General features: G+C 39.6%; 17 protein-coding genes. 8 read left to right on the forward strand and 9 right to left on the reverse strand.

Going from position 1 to position 22438, the window contains the following annotated elements:
* Positions 1-105 precede the first annotated feature (105 nt).
* Both A3Q33_RS03500 and A3Q33_RS03505 read left to right on the forward strand, forming a co-directional pair.
* The gene (locus A3Q33_RS03500; protein ID WP_081178732.1) at positions 106-690 is read left to right on the forward strand and encodes a TetR/AcrR family transcriptional regulator; all 585 of its coding nucleotides are present in this window, start codon (positions 106-108) and stop codon (positions 688-690) included.
* A 149-nt stretch (positions 691-839) separates the two neighbouring features.
* On the forward strand, positions 840-1454 hold the full coding sequence (locus A3Q33_RS03505; protein ID WP_081178733.1) for an MlaC/ttg2D family ABC transporter substrate-binding protein: 615 nt from the start codon (positions 840-842) through the stop codon (positions 1452-1454).
* 85 nt (positions 1455-1539) lie between these two features.
* Here A3Q33_RS03505 and A3Q33_RS03510 read toward each other — a convergent pair whose 3' ends face one another.
* The gene (locus A3Q33_RS03510; protein ID WP_081178734.1) at positions 1540-4071 is read right to left on the reverse strand and encodes an acylase; all 2532 of its coding nucleotides are present in this window, start codon (positions 4069-4071) and stop codon (positions 1540-1542) included.
* 300 nt (positions 4072-4371) lie between these two features.
* On the reverse strand, positions 4372-5316 hold the full coding sequence (locus A3Q33_RS03515) for a LysR family transcriptional regulator (protein ID WP_081178735.1): 945 nt from the start codon (positions 5314-5316) through the stop codon (positions 4372-4374).
* Positions 5317-5456: 140 nt separating this feature from the next.
* On the opposite strand from A3Q33_RS03515, the gene A3Q33_RS03520 reads away from it, so the two are divergent.
* The 6 genes from A3Q33_RS03520 to A3Q33_RS03545 all read left to right on the forward strand — a co-directional run bounded on the left by A3Q33_RS03520 (position 5457) and on the right by A3Q33_RS03545 (position 14178).
* Positions 5457-6638, forward strand: a complete 1182-nt coding sequence (locus tag A3Q33_RS03520; RefSeq protein ID WP_081178736.1) for an efflux RND transporter periplasmic adaptor subunit — start codon at positions 5457-5459, stop codon at positions 6636-6638.
* Positions 6639-6647: 9 nt separating this feature from the next.
* The gene (locus A3Q33_RS03525) at positions 6648-9803 is read left to right on the forward strand and encodes an efflux RND transporter permease subunit (RefSeq protein WP_081178737.1); all 3156 of its coding nucleotides are present in this window, start codon (positions 6648-6650) and stop codon (positions 9801-9803) included.
* Positions 9796-11220, forward strand: a complete 1425-nt coding sequence (locus A3Q33_RS03530) for a TolC family protein (RefSeq protein WP_081178738.1) — start codon at positions 9796-9798, stop codon at positions 11218-11220. The genes A3Q33_RS03525 and A3Q33_RS03530 overlap by 8 nt, the downstream gene beginning before the upstream one ends.
* Positions 11221-11230: 10 nt before the next feature.
* Complete coding sequence (locus A3Q33_RS03535; protein WP_081178739.1) at positions 11231-12262, forward strand: zinc-binding dehydrogenase; 1032 nt, start codon at positions 11231-11233, stop codon at positions 12260-12262.
* 244 nt (positions 12263-12506) lie between these two features.
* Positions 12507-12899: a BlaI/MecI/CopY family transcriptional regulator gene (locus tag A3Q33_RS03540; protein WP_081178740.1), complete on the forward strand. Its 393-nt coding sequence runs from the start codon at positions 12507-12509 to the stop codon at positions 12897-12899.
* The gene (locus A3Q33_RS03545) at positions 12892-14178 is read left to right on the forward strand and encodes a M56 family metallopeptidase (RefSeq protein WP_196798045.1); all 1287 of its coding nucleotides are present in this window, start codon (positions 12892-12894) and stop codon (positions 14176-14178) included. The genes A3Q33_RS03540 and A3Q33_RS03545 overlap by 8 nt, the downstream gene beginning before the upstream one ends.
* A 240-nt stretch (positions 14179-14418) precedes the next feature.
* Here A3Q33_RS03545 and A3Q33_RS03550 read toward each other — a convergent pair whose 3' ends face one another.
* The 7 genes from A3Q33_RS03550 to iscU all read right to left on the reverse strand — a co-directional run bounded on the left by A3Q33_RS03550 (position 14419) and on the right by iscU (position 22422).
* Positions 14419-16845 carry a bifunctional diguanylate cyclase/phosphodiesterase gene (locus A3Q33_RS03550; RefSeq protein ID WP_081178742.1) on the reverse strand — a complete coding sequence of 809 codons (2427 nt, stop codon included), beginning with the start codon at positions 16843-16845 and terminating at the stop codon, positions 14419-14421.
* Positions 16846-17450: 605 nt separating this feature from the next.
* Positions 17451-18467 (reverse strand): IS110 family RNA-guided transposase, encoded by a 1017-nt coding sequence (locus A3Q33_RS03555; RefSeq protein WP_081178157.1) that lies wholly within the window; start codon positions 18465-18467, stop codon positions 17451-17453.
* Positions 18468-18824: 357 nt separating this feature from the next.
* Positions 18825-19163, reverse strand: coding sequence for an ISC system 2Fe-2S type ferredoxin (gene fdx, locus A3Q33_RS03560; RefSeq protein WP_081178743.1), 339 nt, complete (start codon positions 19161-19163; stop codon positions 18825-18827).
* 4 nt (positions 19164-19167) lie between these two features.
* On the reverse strand, positions 19168-21030 hold the full coding sequence (gene hscA / locus A3Q33_RS03565; protein ID WP_081178744.1) for a Fe-S protein assembly chaperone HscA: 1863 nt from the start codon (positions 21028-21030) through the stop codon (positions 19168-19170).
* A gap of 115 nt (positions 21031-21145) precedes the next feature.
* A complete protein-coding gene (gene hscB, locus A3Q33_RS03570) occupies positions 21146-21673 on the reverse strand; it encodes a co-chaperone HscB (protein ID WP_081178745.1) in 528 nt (175 codons plus the stop codon).
* Between the two features lie 27 nt (positions 21674-21700).
* Positions 21701-22024 (reverse strand): iron-sulfur cluster assembly protein IscA, encoded by a 324-nt coding sequence (iscA, locus tag A3Q33_RS03575; RefSeq protein ID WP_081148935.1) that lies wholly within the window; start codon positions 22022-22024, stop codon positions 21701-21703.
* 14 nt (positions 22025-22038) lie between these two features.
* The gene (gene iscU, locus A3Q33_RS03580) at positions 22039-22422 is read right to left on the reverse strand and encodes a Fe-S cluster assembly scaffold IscU (RefSeq protein WP_081178746.1); all 384 of its coding nucleotides are present in this window, start codon (positions 22420-22422) and stop codon (positions 22039-22041) included.
* Positions 22423-22438 lie beyond the last annotated feature (16 nt).

A 22438-nucleotide genomic window follows, 5' to 3' on the forward strand; every position in this document is an offset into this window, starting at 1 on the left:
TGGTAACAATTTTTATACACTTTGTTCATACTTTAGCTTTGCAACCGACCTAGCGGTCGGTTAAACTAGGGGTATTCTATTACTAAGGTGTTTTAAGGTAATCTCATGAGAGACTCAGAGCAAACTCGTCAAAAAATATTAGAAGTTAGCGCCGATGAAATCCATAAAAAAGGTTTCACCGCCACCAGCCTATCTTGTATTTTAGCGCGCTGTGAAATATCAAAAGGGGCTTTATATCATCACTTTGCTAATAAAATGGAACTGGGTTACGCGGTATTTGAAGAAGTTTATGCTCCTGCTTTTATTGCACTTTGGCAGCCAACTGTAGAAGCAGATGATCCTATAGAAGGCTTATGCGAGTTTTTCAGCGCTATGTCTAAGAACATGAGTTGCGACGAACTTGTTTGCGGCTGCCCTTTAAACAACCTCTGTCAGGAGATGTCTGGCGTGGATGAAGGCTTTCGAATTAGAATACTGGCGATGCAACAACAATTAAATTTATTAATTTCCACGAATCTATCTCGTGTTAGCCAACAATTACAACCCGACCTTGATTTTAGCCAAGTTGCTTACTTCATTGTTTCAACATTTCATGGCTCTTCAAGTTTAAGTAAAAGCTCATTAAACAAAGAGTTGTTTGTCAAAGTCATTAAAGAGCTTTGCCGTTACATGCGCCAATTAAAGCGCTAATATTAAATTAATTCTCCGCATAGATAACAATTCTTAACACTTTATCGACTATCTTAATCCTAAATGCTATTTACAGACCGAGCGGTCGGTATGTATAATAGCCTCAATTCAGAACCACTTTAATTTAACTGTATTTCCCAAGGACCATCATGAAAAAGCTTTTAGTACTGTTTGTATTACTCACTAACTTTGTACAAAGCAGTATCGCAGCTGAGACGACACCAGCGATTTCTCCCTATCAAGTAATAGAAGTCACAGGTAATAACCTCTTTACTAAAATTGCTGACAATCAAGATGCTTTAAAAAAATTCCCAGATCTAATGCGAGATATTGTTGAAGAAGAATTAATGCCATCGGTTGATTACCAATATGCAGCGTTTAAAATTCTAGGTAAACACTTACGAAATACAACAAAAGAGCAACGCGTAAACTTTATAACCGCTATGCGCTCTTACTTGGTTCGTACTTACGCTAATGCGTTAACGCAGTACAGCAATCAAAAAGTGTTATTTGAACCAGAAACTAAGTTAAAAGAGAATGCAAAATCGGCTTCTGTTGATGTTAAAATTGTCGACTCAGGTAAACCAGACATAAAAATCACTTTTCAAATGCGCAAAGATACGCAGTCGCAAGAATGGAAAGCCTACGATATGGTTGTTGAAGGCATATCGCTAATTAGCAGCAAACAGTCTGAATTAAACCGTAGAATATCTGATTTAGGCTTAGATCAAGTCACCTTAGAACTTGCTTCAATCGCCAGTTAATACTAAAAACTTAGCAAACTATCGCTAATAAAAAGCCCGCATAACCTGTAAGTTAAGCGGGCTTTTTTGATCACGACGTAAAGTATTATTCTGGAGCAGAGCTTATCGTCATTTCCGTCACTTTATTCGCTTCAATATCCGCCTCAGTAAATCGTAAAGGCCTAAGTTGCGGTTGTTGCGAGTACAATAAACTTTGATCTAAGTTATGGTCGCTGCCGTATTCTGACGACTGTGAATAACTCAATAAACCTCTAGCGACAGGGCCTTCATCGGTAAAGTTGACTACTGTCATCCAACTACTGCCGTAATTAATATGATAACCGCCACCTTCAGCACTTAAAATAGAATCGCTATTTTGTGCTGGGTAAACATGACGAGGAACCAATGAGCCATCATTACCTGGACGCGTACTAAAGACATTAAACCCGCCTTCTATATTGTGCGCGCCAGCCCAAGGTATTTTAACGCCAGTCGCACTACCATCAGGTAAACTCCGTTCAACAAACTGCACTGTGCCTAAAGTCGCATCTAACGCTAATCCTGCCGATTCAACATTAAGAATAGCTTGCGCAAACTGCTCTAACGTTGTGTTGTTATTCACTAAACCACTAGGTGTAGTTGTAGCGTTGTCAGTAGAAAAGACATTAACCCATTGTGGATTTTTATTGAATTGAAAAGCAAACTCTCTAAATAAATGCGCAGAACTGCTGCCTTTATTCATTTTGCCGTCCCACATAGCCAAAGCGGTGCAACCCGCACTGATATCAACACTATCAGAACCAACAACCACCGCTGTACTGCCTTGCGCTTGGCAAATAGCTAATAATTCTGTCAATACACTTTCAGCAAGATAATTTCGATTATTCAATAAGGCTTGTTCAACCTCTGCAGGATTAAATAACCCGTCACTGCCTGCACTATCCGCTAATAATTGATGTGCCATACGTGAACGTAGCGACTGCTGATTTTCAACAGAGCCGTATAGTGGCGAAACATTTGTAATAGGCGACTCAAGATTGGTTAGCCAAAAACTATCATTTGAATTTTGTACATAATCAGTGCCTGAATATTTTGGCGCATTTTCATAAGGTACTGCTCGGTCAAAATCAAAAGCCGATAAAAATCCCGGTAAAATAGTAAAGCCTGCAGCTTGCTTAGCACCAACAAGTAATGGATTAGTGGTCATTTCATTAATCGCGGTAGCGGTTAAGTTAGGTACGGTTGAGTCATCAATGTAGAAAACATTACCCTCGCTGTCGGCCGACATTGTATTGTTAAAAATAACACCATCGTAGTCTTTAAAAGCTTGTTTGAATTCATCGATATTACCGGCTAAATTCATCGCTAACCAATGATCGATAATATCGACATTACCTAAATTAGCATCTTTTATGGCAAAGGCATTGCCCCCTGGACCCCATTCGAAATTTCCTGGCACAACAACCATAGGACCATGATGAGTAGCATAAGTCATCTTCGCCAATTTAATCGTTTGTCCTGGCCCAACAGCAACATCAATGGCGATTTCTTTACTTGTGATTAAACGGTTTGCACCGTCAATAACTTGCGACATTTGGGCTGGATCATTCGGATTTAAAGTCAACTGATATACCACGAAATGTTCAGCTGATGAAAAGGTATGCGTCCAAGCAACATTTTCATTAAATCCAATATTAACTACACCTGGCACACCAGTTAGCGAGCCCCCCATCACATTTAAATGATCAGGAATAGTGATATGAAACTGCCAAAAACGCAAATTTCCGGTATGTGGAAAATGCGGATTAGCCAACACCATACCTTTACCGTTTTCTGTTTTATCTTTGCCTAAGCCCCATCCGTTCGATCCTAAATCACTAGGATTATTTTCTGGAAGTGTAATTGTAGGCTTGGAATTAACTACGTAGTTATTATCATCAACATTTTGAGGGTAAGGGGCGAAGCTTTCTCCTGGAGGTGCGGCTAAAAACATAGGCCCTAGAAAATTAGCGGCGCCTGGTAACAAAGCAATACCCAGAGAATAAGTAAACATATCAATATTGCTAATCGGCTGCACCCAAGGCATGTTGGCACACGAGGCATCTATATTTGCAACACCGGTATCAGCTAGGTATTTATTATAGCCTTGTGCATATCCCGAAAATAACGCTTGGCTGTTGACTGAAAGTGCATTGATATTTTGTTCTGCATGCGCTCTTATACCTAAAGTTAAAAAGCCAAAATCATTAATTAAATGTGCAGAGTCACCTGAGGCAGGCACCAAGTCTGGGCCATAAAATTTTGCACGTTGAGAGTTATATTTCAAGATTTGATCTGCAAGTATGCAGATATTGTCTTTAGCAAACGCATAGCCTACACCGTACGACATACTTTCTAAGTTGTCGGCCTTAATATGAGGCACACCATAATCTGTCCAACGAATATTTGCCGACAATACGCCGTCATCATCAAATGATGGCACAGGTGTAGCGACTACTGGTGGTGCAATGGGCGTAGGAATTTCGGGTTCTGGCGTTCCTATATAGGTATAGTCACCGCCCCCACATGCAGATAACACTGAAATTAACCCTATGATTGAAATAGGCTTTATTGTATTTTTTATTGAATAATTCAAAATAAACTCCCTTTAACTTCTATTATTTTTATCATACGTTAAACTTTACTTACCTCGACATACTTGCACAATAAACCACCAACCTCAAACGATTATTAGTCGTTCATATTCAATAAAAATTTAATCACTTTAAAGAAAAATATGGCGCTATCAGTTTACTAGTAGCAGTCAGCATTCATACAAATGCGGTATTTAAGATATGTTTTACTTAAATAGAGAAATCTAAAAAGGGAAATTTAACTGCGATTTTTATAAAAGGTTTGTTGATAATGTATTGACTAGGTGTGTTTTATTTTACTTATACTAACCTTGATATAAATGCTCAAAATCTGGAATATTACTTTCCCAAATCGGTCTATCTTTACCAATATATTCTTGAACAGCATCAAAAAACAATCGTGTTCTGACGGGCAAGTCACGATGTGGATATATCGCATACATGGCACTGAAATCTGACAACTGTAGATCGGTCAGCAGTGGTACCAATTGTCCATCAATAACTTCATTGCCAATAATAAATGCTGGCATAACAACAAAAGCAGTACCTGATAATGCTTTTAATAACAATACCTCGCCATCATTGGCACGAAATACGCTTTTTATCATTTTTTCACTTCTATCACCTTTTTTATCTAAATAGCTGATGCTTGTAACTCGTAAAGTATTACTCGTATAGGTTGCTGCAGGTAGTAACGCGAGGTCGTCAATGGTTTTAGGTAACCCATAGGTATCAATAAACTCGGGAGATGCAAGAATAACCAGACGATTACGGGCTAGCTTTCGCGCAATTAAGGTCGAGTCTTTAGGTTCGCCAACACGGAAAGCCAAATCAAACCCTTCGGCAACAATATCAACAACACGATCATCCAAACGTAACTCTACCTCAACCTGTGGGAAACGTTTCTGAAAGTCATTAATTACCGGTTGTAAATAGCGTTTCGCGATGATGGTAGACGAGGTTATTTTTAGCACCCCTCGTGGTTCTTGATGATAGTTTTCAGCTAACCTGATGGTATGTCCAAGCAACTCTCGTAATTCCCGAGATTTTTTTATCATTTCGGCGCCGGCAGCCGTAAGCGAAAAAGAACGTGTTGTTCTATTTAGCAACCTTACGCCTAAGTCATCTTCTAGCCGGCTTATTTGCTTTGAAATCACCGATCGGTCAATGTTTCTGCTTTCTGCTGCACTGGAGAATGATCCTAATTCAACTACATCTAACAACATTAATAACCGACTTGTAGTATCCATTAATCACTCTTCAATAGCTTTATTGGTGCAATTTTGGCACTAATGAAATTAAAAATCTATGCTTTTTATCCACACATTCGTTCCGTATCATGCACGTCATGAACCTTAAGACCATTATTTCGAGCAAAACGAGAACTTTTATGAACAAACACATTTTTATTGCCGCTTTCATCACCATTAGTTTAGCTGTAACAGGCTGTACTGAAGAGCCTAAGCAAAAAACCGCGTCACAACCATTACAACCTATCGATGTTGCTGAAGTATTAGTTAAGCCCGTACAAAACTGGCATGTTTATACTAGTCGTTTAGAGTCTCCTGAAGAAGTAGCATTAATGCCACGCGTGTCTGGTGTTATTGACCGTATTGCTTTTAAAGAAGGTGATAACGTAAAACAAGGCGATTTATTGTTTCAACTTGATGACCGCCCTTTTGCTGCCGTTGTTGCTAGCCTAGAAGCTCAAATTCTTAGTGCAAATGCTGCATTAGATCAAGCGCAAAGTGAAGCTAAACGTGCGGTACGCTTAACTGAGCGTAATGCTATATCAACCGAACAAGCGCAAGCGAGAACGTCTACTTTACATCAACGTGAAGCACAATTAGCGGCATTACAAGCGCAGTTAACTTCAGCGCAACTTGATTTAGAGTTTACCGCCATTCGTTCACCTATAAATGGCGTAATTTCACGTGCCAACATTACCCGCGGTAATAACGTACTTGCGGGTCAAAGCATACTAACGTCAATCGTTTCTAATCATGAAATGTACGCTTATTTTGATATTGACGAACGCACGTGGAATAGTTCATTTGCTGATGTGACTGCCGCAAGTAAGCAGCAAGTCGTTATGCAAAAAATAGGACAACAAAGCTTTACCCATGATGGCTACATTAACTTTATTGATAACCGCATTAATCCGTCAACGGGTACCTTAAGAGTGCGTGCTATTTTTGAAGGTCAACATAGTGAAGTAAACGACCAATTACGTGCCGGATCTTTTGCCCGTATTAAGCTCGCGGCTAACGCGATTACCAAGCAAATTATTATTCCTGAACGCGCCATAGGTACAGACCTCAAAAACCGATTTGTGCTTACTGTCGGTGAAAACAACGTTCTAGAATACAAATTAGTTGAAATTGGTGAGCGCTACGGGAAATTACGCGCGATTACTTCAGGCTTAAAAAAAGGCGACATTATCGCTGTTAATGGCCCGGCTCGCGTAGGACCAGGTATGCCAATTAGCCCAACGACTGTCACTATTGATACGACTGATATCGCCTTTACTTTGTCATCAAATGACGACGTAAGCCTTATTGCTAAAAACTAAGAGCTGATCATGAATTTTTCTCACTTTTTTATCCAACGACCCATTTTTGCGGCCGTACTATCGCTCATTATTTTGATCGGTGGTGGAATTTCATTGTTTCAATTACCGATCAGTGAATACCCTGAAGTTGTACCGCCTACGGTTGTTGTAACCGCTAGTTACCCTGGCGCAAACCCAACCGTTATTGCACAAACAGTAGCAACACCGCTTGAGCAAGAGATTAACGGCACTGAAAACATGCTATATATGTTTTCACAAGGCACCAGTGATGGCCGCATGACCTTAACGGTTACCTTTGCATTAGGTACCGATTTAGACCGTGCACAAGTGCAAGTACAAAACCGTGTCAACAGTGCTTTGCCGCGTTTACCTGAAGAAGTACAACGTTTAGGTGTCGTCGCCGAAAAGTCATCACCTGACTTAACCATGGTAGTACATCTATATTCACCTGAAAAAACCCACGATACCGCGTATTTATCTAACTATGCCGATTTAAACATAAAAGATGAAATTGCACGTTTACCGGGCGTAGGCGACATTCGTTTATTCGGTGGCGGTAAATATGCTATGCGCGTTTGGTTAAACCCAGATGTACTGGCGTCACGTGGACTTACCGCGACTGATGTAGTAACTGCATTGCGCGCTCAAAACCAACAAGTTGCCGCAGGTAGCTTAGGTGCACAACCTATTTCGAACGATAGCCAATTCCAAATCTTATTAAATGTTAAAGGTCGTTTAAACAGCATTGAAGAATTTGAACAAGTTATTATTAAAGTTGGCGAGCAAGGACAATTAACCCGTTTATCTGATGTGGCCCGTGTTGAATTAGGTCAAGACTCATACTCACTTAGAGCTGAGCTTGATAACCAACCTGCACTCGCTATGCCTATTTTCCAACGTCCGGGCTCAAACGCTATCGAACTTTCTGATCAAGTGCGTGAAACTATGGCGCGCTTAGCACAAGACTTTCCGACCGGTGTTGAATACGACATTGTTTATGACCCAACGGTTTTTGTACGCGGTTCAATTGACGCTGTAATTACCACTTTATTAGAAGCAATTGCCTTAGTGGTAATCGTGGTAATTGTATTCTTACAAACCTGGCGCGCGTCTATCATTCCATTAATAGCTGTGCCTGTTTCATTAATTGGTACTTTTGCCGTAATGCAATGGTTAGGGGTTTCGATAAATACCTTATCACTGTTTGGCTTAGTGCTCGCGATCGGCATTGTGGTGGATGACGCCATTGTGGTGGTCGAAAATGTTGAACGTAATATCGAAAAAGGCTTATCGCCATTAGAGGCAACCCGTGTTGCCATGACAGAAGTAACAGGCCCTATTATTGCGATTGCACTTGTACTGTGTGCTGTATTTATTCCAACAGCATTTATTACCGGTTTATCAGGACAATTTTATAAGCAATTTGCCTTAACTATTACTATTTCGACAGTTATTTCAGCCTTTAACTCGCTTACGTTATCGCCTGCTTTAGCGGCATTATTATTAAAGCCGCATGACGCTAAACCTGATGCTTTTACACGACTATTAAATAAGCTTTTTGGTCGTTGGTTATTCGAACCTTTCAACCGTGTATTTAATCGTGGTGCTAAAGGTTATGAAAAATTAGTGCAAAAATTAATACGTATGACTGTTGTGGTAATGGTCGCATATTTCGCATTATTGGGCGGTACGCTTAAATTATTTGACGCGGTACCTGGCGGTTTTATTCCACAACAAGATAAACAATACCTTGTGGCAATTGCCCAACTACCCGACGCTGCAAGCCTTGACAGAACAGAAGAAGTGTTAGCACAAATGCAGCGCATTGCCTTAGAAGTACCTGGCGTAGCGCACACGGTTGCTTTCCCTGGCTTATCGGTTAACGGATTTACCAATAGCCCGAACAGCGGTATTGTATTTACGCCGCTTGATAGCTTCGACAAACGCACCGACCCAAGCCAGTCAGCCATGGCGATAGCGGCGCAATTAAACCAACGTTTTGCTGCCATTGATGAGGCCTTTGTCGCGGTATTTCCGCCACCGCCAATTCAAGGTTTAGGTACAACCGGTGGTTTTAAACTACAAATTGAAGACCGTGAAAATAAAGGTTTTGAAGCCTTATTTAATAGTCTACAAACCGTAATCGCCAATGCACAGAAAGATCCTGCGTTAATGGGCCTTTACTCAAGCTTCCGTATCCAAGTACCACAAATGGATATAGACATTGATCGTGAACAAGCGCTTATTCAAGGTATACCGCTAGATGAAGTATTTAACGCGTTACAAATTTACTTAGGCTCTGTGTATGTAAACGACTTCAACTTGTTTGGCCGTACCTACCAAGTTAATGCCCAAGCAGATGCTGACTTTAGACAAGACCCAGAGCAAATATTGAACCTGAAAGTACGAAATCGTGCCGGTAACATGGTGCCATTAGGCTCAGTATTAACAGTAACGCCAACAATTGGTCCAGACCGCGTAATGCATTACAACGGTTACCCAAGTGCAGAACTTAACGGCAGCCCAGCGCCAGGTTATAGCTCTGACCAAGCACAACTAGCGATTGAAAAAGTACTAGCAGACACGTTACCTGATGGCATTGTATATGAATGGACAGAAGTTACTTATCAGCAAGTTTTAGCCGGTAATACTATGGTTTATATATTCCCATTGGTTGTTTTATTGGTCTTTATGGTACTTGCAGCACAGTACGAAAGCTTGCGCTTACCATTGTCGATAATACTGATTGTGCCTATGACTATTTTCTCGGCATTACTGGGGGTTTGGTTGGTTGGCTCAGACAACAATATATTTACCCAAATAGCCTTAATTGTACTGGTGGCCTTGGCCTCGAAAAACGCCATATTAATGGTAGAGTTTGCTAAAGACAGGCACGACAACGGTTTGTCGCATTTAGAAGCAATACTTGAATCTTGTCGTATGCGTTTACGCCCAATATTAATGACCTCAATTGCCTTTACCGCTGGTGTTATACCATTAGTATTAGCTACAGGTGCTGGTGCAGAAATGCGTCATGCCATGGGTAACGCAGTATTCTCAGGGATGATTGGAGTTACGGTATTTGGTTTATTATTTACACCTGTGTTTTATATGTTAGTTACTCGTAAAGAAGAAGAAAAATCTCAGGAGATTTCTCATGACTAAATTAGCCAACAAAAAACTTAAAACACGCTTTACCTTAGGTGCTGTTTTGGTTGTTGCCTTTTTATCAGGCTGTGCGAGCAAAATTGACATTGCAAGTGAGAATAACCAAATAAGCGAATTCATCACCAAAGCAAATATTGCTAGTAAGTTAGATAGTCAGCTTAGTGGTGCTGATGAAACAAATTGGTGGAAAAAGCTTGAGTCAACTCAACTTAATCAACATGTTTCACAAGCTTTAGCGAATAACTACGACCTAAAAACAAGCCAATTAACCCTTAAAAGTGCTTTAGCACGATTAGGCGAACAAAAGGCGCAATACTTACCTCAAGGTGGTATTGATATAGGTTCAAAGCGTAGTGATGCAGTGTCAACTTTTGATCGTCAATCAAGCGCTGGAGTTAGCCTTGATTGGCAGTTAGATTTATTTGGTCGCATTACGGCCTTGGTTGACGCTGCTCAAGCGTCAACCATGAGCCAAGCGGAACAAGTACGTTTATTGCAAATTGAAGTGGTATCTTCTGTAGTAAAAGGTTTTATTAGTTACCAAGGTAATGTTGAAAAGCAAAATATTATTACCCTGCAAATTGATGCATTAAGACAAGGTATTGATGTACTGCAAGCAAGAGTAGACGAAGGTGTAGCGAACGAGCTTGATTTAAACCGCACCATGGCGCAATTAAGACAACAACAAGCCTTAATACCGGCAATTAAATATGCTAAATATCGAGATTTATCTACTTTAGCTGTTTTGACCGGGCGCTTAACTCAAGATGTTGAACTTGTTGATGAGCAAAGCATTTTAGCACACGAGTTTAACGTAACACTGAGTGAGCCAAATAATGCCATAGCGCTTAGACCCGATATTAGCCGTGCGCTTTATGACTTTAGCCAAGCTAATAGTTTAAGTGTTTCAGCAAGCAAAGCCCTTTTACCCGATATTAGCTTAAGTGCTTTTGCGAATGTATTAAGTATTAATAGCTTAGGCTTAAGTGACACCCAGCAGCAATGGCAAGTAGCACCGCAGTTGCAATGGTCATTACTCAGTTACCCTGCGCTTTTAGCCCAGCGTGACGCACAGCAGTTTTTAAGTGAAGCCGCTTATAGCGATTACCAACAAGTGGTATTAAAAGCACTTAGTGAAAGCGAACTGTCTCTGCAGTTACTGGTAAACCAAGCGCAACAAAAGCAATTTGCCGATCAGCGATACAGTTTTGCCAATAAAGCATTTTTACAAGCAAATGCTATGTATGAAGAAGGTCAAATACCATACTTAGAGTTGTTAGATGCGCGTCAGGATGTTTTAATAGCGCAAGAAAATGCTGTTGATTTAACCATTTCATCACTGCTTGCTAAAGTAAATGCCTACCAGTCATTTAACGGGCAATGGAGTTATGCGTTAAACAAGATTAATAAGTAGAGTTAAAAAGATGCCACATACTGATATTTTACCTGAATTCACTATTCCGCAAACGATGCGAGCGATAGTTCTGCCCGAAGCAAATGAGAAAATTAGCTTAGAAAGCATTGAACTTAGCGTGCCAGAATGCAGCGATAACGAACTTTTAATAAAAGTAGAGTATGTTGGCCTTAACCCTTTAGATGCACAATATGCCAAAACCGGGTTTTGCCATTGGCAATACCCGCACGTGCTTGGTTTAGACGCTGTTGGCATAGTGGTTAAAGCGCCAAAAGGTATTTATCCCAATATTGGCGCACGTGTAATGTGGCATGCCAGTATGGGCACACAAGGTGTACTGAGTGAGTACACCAAAGTACCTAACTATGCAGTATCGGTAGTACCCCAAAGCGTCAAGCCTGAACAAGCAGCAGCACTGCCTTGTGCTGGCATGACCGCACTAATTTCACTTGATAAGCTACAAATTACCGAAGGTGACACGTTACTCATTGAAGCCGGCGCTGGCGCTGTCGGCCAAATTGCTATTCAATTTGCCAAACAACGTGGCGCCGATGTTTTTACCACGGCAGCAAAACGTAATCATAAATTAGTGAAATCTTTAGGCGCTGACGCGGTATTTGATTATCAAGATAAAAAGCTTTGTGAAAAAATTCGCCGAGAGTTAGGCCCGCAAGGATTTGACGCAGTACTTGACGCTATAGGCGGTGAAGTTACTGCGCGTAATATTGAATTAATGCGCTTTTGTGGCCGTATAGCGTGCTTAAAACCACTACCTGAATTTGAGCAAGAACTGCTATTTCGAAAATCCCCAAACATTAGCATAGTATCACTGCCTGGCGCATGGCTAGCTAATAGTTTATGCGCACAACAACGCATGAGTTTCATGAGTAATTTATTGCTTGAAAGTGTTGAAAAAGGCGACTTAATCGTCCCAGAAATAAGCCTTATTGAATTTAGTGCAGCGCATATTTCTGCTGCACTGAATAAACAGCTAGCGGGTGGTTTTACGGGTAAACAAGTGGTAAAAATAACGTCGATTTAAATTACAAAATAACTTAATAAAATTTCACTAACAGCTAACTTTATGTCTACCAAAAAAGGGTAATAATACGAAAATATTATTACCCTTTTTTTGATGTTCAAATTTCACATTCGATCCGTCCTTTCTGCATACGCAAAATTTAAAGCAAATAAAAATACTTGCACGCTACGATTACAAGTGTAATTATAAATACAACGATTACATTTGTAATATTAGTATTTACTCATTAACCAGAGAAATAGCCATGTCAAACTCAGTTCCAGATATTAGTGATGCAGAATTCGCAGTGTTAGATGTGCTATGGCAGCACAATCCAGCCAGCGCCAATGACATCATTACTAAACTTAATGACAGTAAACCTTGGCATGAAAAAACCGTAAAAACGCTGCTCAATCGCTTAGTAAAAAAGCAAGCCATTAGCTATGAAAAACAACAACGCAGTTATTTATACTCTCCCTTAATTGAGCGGGAAAACTATTTAGTCAAACAAAGTAAAACGCTAGTCGATAAACTGTTTCGAGGTCGTCTCTCCCCTCTTGTTACTGGTTTTGCTCAACAAAGTCGCTTAAAAAAAGATGATATTGCCGCACTTAAAGCCATTATTGCGGACTGGGAACAGGAGCATAAAGATGATTAATTTGTTATTAGATTTACTCTGGCCTTTAACAATTATGTTAGTGCTCATATTGCTTTGCCATAAGCTTACTTTAAAACACGGTGGCGCAAAAATAGCTTATGCCTTATGGGGCCTGATCCCGCTATCCCTACTCACTTATTTAGTCCCTATGCCATGGCACAAAGTCGCTGTAGCGCCGAGCGGCACCTTGCAACATTATCTAGTATTGCCGACAGAGCAGTTTATTGATATTCAACCCAATGGCTTAATAACGCTTTGGCTACTCGGCCTGTTGTTAGTAATAGGTAACTGGCTTTCTAGTCATATTCGCTTTAGCCGTCAGTTGCAATTAACTGAAGTTAATAAGACTACACTTGCGATTACCTTACCGCTTAAGCTCAAAGCATATAATTGTGATACAGCCTATAGCCCTATGTTATTGGGCTTATTCCCACAAAAAATTATTATCCCGGCCAACTTTGCTAGCAGTTTTTCTCGCTCACAACAAAAGTTGATCTTGGAACACGAAATTTGTCATTTTGATCGCAATGACATTTATTGGAACACATTGGCGCTACTTTGTGTCGCGCTCTTTTGGTTCCACCCTTTGGTCTGGTTGGCTTATTTTAAGTTCCGCCAAGATCAAGAACTATCTTGTGACCAAATTGTTCTGGCGCGCAAACAGACCGAAAGCAGGATTGCATACAGCAAAGCGTTATTAGTAGTGGCAGAATTTGCTCCCGCTATGGCCTTTGCGCAACTTTCTTTTAAGAAATATGGAGATAAACAAATGATGTTTGAACGTATTAGACAAATTAAAGCCAATACTCAAGCGACAAAGCTAGCAATGGTGGTGATATCAGCAGTTTCGGTGAGTTTGTTATCCGGTGTTAGTTTTGCGGGTAATCAAGGATTTACCCCAGGGACAGAAGCACAACTTAGTGTCTCGCCAAGTGATGAAAAACGAGTGCGCCGCCTACCACCAACACAGGTAAATGATATAAAGCCCACTTACAGAGTTGAGCCCAAATACCCACTGAAAGCAGCGGCAGAAAACATTGAAGGGTCAGTGGTGTTGAAGTTTGATATTGATCGCGCTGGTATGGTGAAAAATGTTGAAATATTGCATGCTGTGCCCGCTTATGTCTTCGATAAAGTCGCAAAAACAGCCTTAGAGCAATGGCAATACGCGCCATCAAACGCATATCACAAAAACAATTTGGTGCAATTAGACTTTGCTATGGACATGGATTCCGCTCAGCGAGAAAGTTTAATTGAACAAATCCAAGTGACAAATTAGTCGAACACAATTCCAATGAACTAAAGGTAATAACAGCGCTGCTATTACCTTTTATCTTTTGCATTTTGCATTTTGCATTTTATGTGAAATTAAATATTAGCGTTATTCAAATATTATTTTGATATCTGTTTTAGTTTTCGATGTATTTTTAATTTTTCAAATTAGCTATTACGAATAAACAACTGATAATGAGTAATTTATGTCTCAGCGTAAAAATATTCACTGCTGAGTAAATATAACTCAGGCAATTTTACGTCGATTATAGTGGTTCAACAGAAAACACTTAAAATCAGTATCAAGCAGTGGTTTTGCAATATGGTATCCTTGACCTACATCGCAGCCAATTTCTTTAAGCTTTTGATATTGCTCAACGGTTTCTATCCCCTCTGCGGTAGTTTTTATCTTTAACGCTTTAGCGAGATTAACTACAGCATCTAATATCAATACTTTATTGCTCACTTCATTTAAATCATCCACGAAGCTTTTATCTATTTTCAAATAATCTAAAGAAAATTGATGTAAGTAACTTAACGATGAATAACCCGTGCCAAAATCATCCAGTGCCACTAGAATATTCAGTCTTTTCAATATCTCTAAATGATTTTTCACTGCATCAACGTTTAAAATTAAGCTTTCTTCGGTAATTTCTACGCATAGGCGGGAAGTAATATCTGCAGACTTTAGGTGCTGCTCTTGTAAATAGGTAATAAATTCTTTCGACGCAAAACCTGATGTTGACACATTAACATTAAGCTTAAATTTATCTGGTAACCAATCTGCCCAAAGGTTTAGGTTACTAACGGCCAACTTTAGCATGTAAAGATCAAGCTGAACTATTTGTCCTGACTTTTCTAGAATCGGGATAAAAACATCAGGAGGCAATAGTCCTAACTTTGGATGCTGCCAACGCACTAAGACTTCAGCGCCAATGACATCACCAGTAGCAAAGTTAATTAAAGGCTGATAATTCCCAATAAACTCTTGGCTTTTTATCGCACGTTCGAAATCATATTCGAGCTTAACATTGGTTGATTTATTTTGTTCTTCAAGCGCTTCAAAAAATACATATTGATTACGCCCTTTTAACTTAGCTTGATACATTGCATGATCAGCATCTATCAATAATTGTTCTGCATTTGCACTGGTATTAGTATAAGTTGCTATACCGATACTTAGACTGCTGGAAACATTCAAGCCCTCTATATTGAAAGCCTCTGCCATCGCGTTAATTATATTTTCACTTATGCGGCAAATGGTCTCATGATCAATTTTACCGTCAAGTAAAATAGCAAATTCATCTCCCCCTAAACGGGCTAGGGTATCAGTATTCCTTAATGTGGTTTTGATCGACTTCACAATGGCAATAAGCAGTTTATCGCCAACGTGATGACCATAAGTATCATTAACTTGTTTAAACCTATCTACATCAATAAACAGGATCGCTATATTGTCGTGACGATTGTTCTCGCAATGTAAAAACGCATGCTGGATTCTATCTTTAAATAGTGATCTATTAGGTAAGTCTGTGAGAGGGTCATGTAATGCTAAAAACTGAAGCTTTTGTTGTGCTTCCATTCTTTCAATCGCATTATTGATATGTTTTGCCACAAAAGATAAGAGCTGTTTGTCTTTTTCTTGGAATAAAAAGTCAGTACTATAGCTTTGTACAACGACAATACCTTTATTATCTCCTTTACCAAAAGGCACACCTAGCCAAGCTTTAGGTATGCTGCCTAGAATATAGAGTTCTTTACTGTCTAGCATTGCCTGAATATCTTTTTCGTATAATAAAAAAGGTTTATCTTTTGACAAGGTATAGCCGGTAATACTTAAATTTTCAGGATCAATAGCCACTTTTTCAAATATTTTTCCTTGGTCAAACTCATCGACGATATCTTGGTCGAACTCGTCTACAGCATAAGGAAATTCGATGGTTTTTCCATTATCTTTAAGTAAAGCTACAAAAAAATTCCTGGCGAACGTTAGCCGCCCAATACATTGATGTAAGTGCCGATAGAACTCACCCATTGTTTTAGTTTTAAAGGTAAGTTCAGCAATCTCAAATAAAGCATCTTGTATTTTGTTAGCATATTCTAAATTTTCAATAATCTCTTCTAAGCCATCAACTTTGATGATTTGAGATATTTTCATTGCAGCAATAGACGCCAGTGCGGTCAATGTTTTTAGGTGATATTCGGTGTAAAAATCTACTTGAGCATGTTCGGTGTCAATGACTCCTAATAATTGCTCTTTAAATAAAATAGGCACGGCTAACTCTGATAATGTAGCCTCACCGTCAACAATATAACTTTCGAATTCACGCGTGTCTTTGACCAGAATAGATTTTTTAGTTGCTGCTACTTTACCGATAACCCCTTGGTTGAAAGGAATAACCATTAAGTTAGATGAGGTATCGCTTAGCTGAGTATTACTGATTTTTTCATTATTAATTGATGTGCTTTTTTTAAAACCTGACATTCGACTTAAGGTCTTCCCCCCTTCGTCTAACGTGTAAATAACAGCATCGTCAAAACCTAGCTTTTCAACAATATTTTGCGCTAAATATTGCCAAACTTCATTAGGGGTATTTAATAATAAAATATCAGTAGCAAACTGATTAGTAATAGTTAAACTTTTTATCGTTTGTGATTTAGATAGTTCGGACAAAGTGAGTATGCCTAATAGTTAAATATTCGCTTAATTGATATTAATAATTCAACGTGCGAATTTTTTTATTTTTTGATTAGAGCAAATTTTTGATGAGGTGTCTATTGACTAGAACAATAAAATTTAACAAATAATTAACTTTAAATTCAACTTTATTCAACACATTGAATTTATTGGTGTAATTTTTCAACTATGAAAAAGAGGTGATATATTATACCAAATGTAATAAGTTATTGACCAATTTTAAGCGAGGATAAATTGTTCAAGAATACATGTTTATTGTTCCAGACTAAACATAAGTACCTGCATATATGGACCCACTCCGTTTGCAAGACATTTAATCGTTATGTAAGAGAAAATCATTGCTCTCATATATCCGGCCTGTTTATGAAGGATTTTTACCTTCTGGCCCCGATGGTTGTTTGCGCTCACACTCCTCATCATCCCTCCGGCTTTTTATTAGCCAATGCAGGTACCAGGTTTTGTGCAAGCCAGTCTGACTATCTTACCATCCGATTAATTTATCTTTTGCAACTGAAGTAAAAGGGTTTTACTGTTATCTCATCACTGAAACCAATCTAACTTGCTTCAGTTTTGAGCTTTATTTATATAGCCGGGCGATAACTTTCCCCCTTCGCCATTATTACCCAAGCCATTCTTGCTATTTTATTCGCCACAGCAACGCATGCTTTGTTGTGTCCTCGTCGGGATTTTAACGCTTGTGCCCACAAACTAAATCGGTCAGTTTTGTTTTCACTGTGCCTTAATACTGCCCGGGCCCCGTGGATGTATAGTGTTCTTAAATAACTATTACCGCGTTTACTTATACCGAGTAAGGTGGCCTTTCCACCCGTTGAATGCTGCCCAGGAACAAGCCCAAGCCATGCCGAAAAATGTCGACCATTTACAAAGTCTTTTCCATCTCCTGCAGCTGCATAAGTAGCGCTAGCTGTGATTGCTCCAATACCTAATATTTCATCTAAGCGAACACATATTTCATTTTCTTTATTCATCGTGTTTAAGCGAACTTCACACGCTTTAAACTTCACTTCTGTGACTTGAAATTCAAGCCATAACTCATTAAATATCTCCCGACTTAAATACGTTAACTCATTTGTCGCATCCTCTAAAATATCCGGCAGTTCATTGCGAATTGCAGAAATACCTTTATTGATGACAATGCCATATTCTCCTAACAAGCCTCGTATCTGACTTGCTAATGCTTTACGTTCTTTCTTTATGCGTTCACGTTGTCGATGGAAGTTTTGAATATCTTGTTGTTCTATCGATTTAATTGGCACAAACCTCATGGTCGGGCGTTGCGCTGCCTCTGCAATACCTTCGGCATCGTTATAATCATTTTTATTGCCTTTAACGAAGGGTTTTACATATTGAGGCGCAATAAGTTTTACTTGGTGCCCCAATTCAATAAATTTTCTAGCCCAGTAGTTCGCACTGCCACAAGCTTCCATTACAATTAGGCAAGGCTCTAATGTTGCCATGAAACTCAACACTTGTTTTCTTCTTAATTGTTTCTTTTTTACAAATCGCCCATTTTTATTCACAGCGAACATGTGAAAAATTGATTTTGCAATGTCTAAACCGATTGTAGTAATCTTCATGTTGATCCACTCCGCTTTTATAAATGATTGTTGTCACTTTCATTTTGGCCCTAAAGAGGCCGGAAATAAAGTTGGAGTGGGTCCATACCATTATCCCTGCAGGCAAGGCGTTTGATTGATTAGGGCATGGATGCCCGTAAGTAGAACAATGCAGGAGCAATTGTCGAGTAATAGCGGGCGTGTGTGATTGAAAAAAACGCAGTTATTGACGATTTAAACCGCCTTAAAATGATCGATTATTTATTTCAATTGGTATTATACCCAGTTGATTAATCTTTTTTGGCTATTAGCTCGGATCAAAAAAGGGTAATAACATTCGCATGCTATCACCCTTTTTTATAATTCAAGTAACTGAAACTAGTGGTTTTCAGAAACCATATTCACAGTATATTTAGGAATTTCTACAACTAAATCTTCATCGCCAACTAATGCTTGGCAACTTAGACGTGACTCTGGCTCTAAACCCCAAGCCTTATCGAGCATATCGTCTTCGAGTTCATCACCCTCTTCAATAGAGTCGAAACCTTCACGAATAATCATATGACAAGTGGTACAAGCGCAAACTTTTTCACACGCATGCTCAACGCCAATATCATTTCTAAGCGCTACATTTAACACGCTTTCACCTTTTTCGGCTTGTACTACTGCGCCGTCTGGGCAAAGTTCTTCATTGGGTAAAAATATAATCTGTGGCATTTAACTAAACCTCGTCTACTGAATGGCCAGAAAGTGCTGTTTTGATAGAAGAATCCATTCTACGTTCAGCAAATGTGGCAGTACTATTATTTAATTTCTCTATTGCCGCTTCAACTTCATCGGCATTACCTGTTTGGCTTATCTTTTTAAGTGCAGCAATAGCATTATTGATTGCGCTACTCTCTGCGCCATTTAATAAAGCACTATCAGCTAAAAGCGCCGCTTGAATCGACTCAATAACGCGTAAAGCTTCAACTTGCTGTTCTTTCAACATACGCACTTGCATATCTTGTTCAGCATTTTCCATAGAGTCTTTCAACATGTTAGTGATTTCATCAGCTTCTAAACCAAAGCTTGGTTTAACCGTGATACTCGACTCTACACCAGTTGATTTTTCCATGGCCGATACTTCTAGCAAACCATCTGCATCTACTTTAAAAGTAACACGAATATGGGCAGCACCCGCAGTCATTGCTGGAATGCCACGCAGTTCAAAGCGCGCTAACGAACGACAATCGTCAACTAGCTCACGTTCGCCTTGCAATACATGCACTGCCATGGCAGTTTGACCATCTTTAAAAGTGGTAAATTCTTGCGCTTTAGCCACTGGAATAGTGGTATTGCGCGTTATAACCTTTTCAACTAAGCCGCCCATAGTTTCTAGGCCTAATGATAAAGGAATAACATCTAGCAATAGCATATCGCTATCTGGCTTATTGCCCGCTAATATATCTGCTTGAATAGCAGCGCCTAGCGCCACAACTTTGTCAGGGTCAATTGAGGTTAAGGGCTGTTGTTTGAAAAAGGTTTCTACTTCAGCACGCACTAATGGCACGCGCGTTGAACCGCCAACCATCACAACTTCAATCACATCATCAATAACCAGCTCTGCGTCTTTAACTGCCCGACGACATGCTCGCAATGTTTTCTTTACCAATGGTGCGATAAGTTGCTCAAACTCAACTCTGGTTAAACTGCCAGTCCACGATTTATTTTCTGCAAGTGATAACGAAACTTCAACATTATCGACGTTCGACAATTGCTCTTTGGCCAAACACGCTTGCTGAGTTAATTGTCGCTCCATTGACGTCGATAATGGACGCACTAAACCAGCTTTATTAATAAGATGTTCAACCAAAATGCCATCAAAATCGTCACCGCCCAGAGCAGAGTCGCCACCGGTCGCTAACACTTCAAATACACCTTTATTTAAACGTAATATTGAAATATCAAATGTGCCGCCGCCCAGGTCATAAACAGCTACAACGCCTTCTTGCCCAGTGTCTAAGCCATAAGCAACGGCAGCCGCTGTTGGCTCGTTCAGTAAACGTAAGACATTAACGCCAGCTAATTTAGCCGCGTCTTTGGTGCTATGGCGTTGCGCATCATCAAAATAAGCAGGCACAGTAATGACCACACCGGTAAGCTCACCGCCTAACGATGATTCAGCGCGTTGCACTAAACTTTTAAGTATTTCTGCCGACACTTGTACTGGGTTCACGTCACCAGAACGAGTCGCAATTGAGGGATGATTTTCATCACCACAAAAGGCATAAGGAAGTGATGCATACTTGGTCGTAATATCGGCCTTAGAGCGACCAATCAGGCGTTTTGCCGAGACGATAGTATTTTCAGGATCACTGACAGCGAACGCTTTTGCGTCATGGCCTACTAAAATACCATTGCTTTGATAACTCACTACTGACGGTAAAATATCAAGGCCATTAGTATCAACAATAGTTTCAGCTAAGCCACTTTTTACGCTAGCGATTAAAGAGTTTGTCGTACCCAGGTCAATACCTGCGGCTAGTCGATGCTCGTGAGGAACGGTACTTTGCCCAGGTTCAGCGATTTGTAATAATGCCATTGTAAAAGCTCGTTAGGTAATAGTTTTACGGATTTTTTATTAATAACTACATTGTTTTTAATAGCAAAGAAAATGCAGTTATTAACGTCTTAATTTTCTAGCTTAGTCATCTAGCCTAGTCATCAAGTAAAAACTCTTCGAGTTTATCGAGATCGACATGAAGCTTTTGATAAAATTTAAGTTTTCTTAAATTGTCACAGGCTAAGTTATTTGACTCGGCCGTGTTATCTGCCAATTGAGTTTGCAATTGATTAAACAGTTGCTGGAATTCTGAATCAAACACTTGTGATACCTCTGATACAGCGGCGTCAACATCATCAGCATGCTTGACTTCATCTAGCATTTCTCGCAATTCCATTTGATGCATTAAAAAACTCACATCACCAAAAGATGATTGCTCGCTAGGCATATTAACGCCACGCAATTCTAATAGATATTGCGCACGTTTTAGTGGTTTTTTTAGCGTTTGGTATGCATCATTAATCAGCGTAGATTTTTTCACGGCAAGCATTTGCTCTTGGCTTGAGCCATGAGCAAAGCGATCAGGATGTACTTTTTTTTGTAATGTTTGGTAAAGTGTTGAAAGCTTAGCCAAATCAAGTTCAAATTGAATGTCTAAACCAAATAATTCAAAATAATTCACAACAACTCCAGTGAAGTTAACTGATCACTAAACATTAAAACTTTCACCACAGCCACATTCGCCTTTAGCGTTTGGGTTGGTGAATTTAAAGCCTTCGTTCAAACCTTCTTTAATAAAATCAAGTTCGATACCGTCAAGATAAACCAAGCTCTTGCCATCAATGATGATATTACAGTCATTGATAGAAAACAGCGTGTCGTCTTCATTTAGCTCATCTACAAATTCAAGTACATAAGCTAAACCAGAACAACCGGTTGTTTTAATACCTAATCGTAAACCAAGGCCCTTGCCTCGGTTTTCGATAAACGATTTTACCCTGTCAGATGCGGCAGGTGTCATCGTTACACTCATAGTTAGTCTCCAGCTTAAGCTTTGTGCTTACTACGGTAATCTGCGATTGCCGCTTTGATTGCGTCTTCCGCTAGGATTGAACAGTGAATTTTAACTGGCGGTAAGGCAAGTTCTTCTGCAATAGCGGTGTTTTTGATTTCACCTGCTTCATCAATTGATTTCCCTTTAACCCATTCTGTTACCAATGAGCTTGAGGCAATTGCAGAGCCACAACCGTAAGTTTTAAATTTAGCATCTTCGATAATACCGTCAGCTGAAATTTTAAGTTGTAACTTCATCACGTCACCACATGCGGGTGCGCCAACCATACCAGTAGCAACTTGAGGGTCGTTTTTATCTAAAGAACCAACGTTGCGTGGATTTTCATAATGATCAATTACTTTTTCGCTATAAGCCATAATATTTCTCCTAGTG

The organism is Colwellia sp. PAMC 21821 (assembly GCF_002077175.1).
Taxonomy (GTDB): Bacteria; Pseudomonadota; Gammaproteobacteria; order Enterobacterales; family Alteromonadaceae; genus Cognaticolwellia.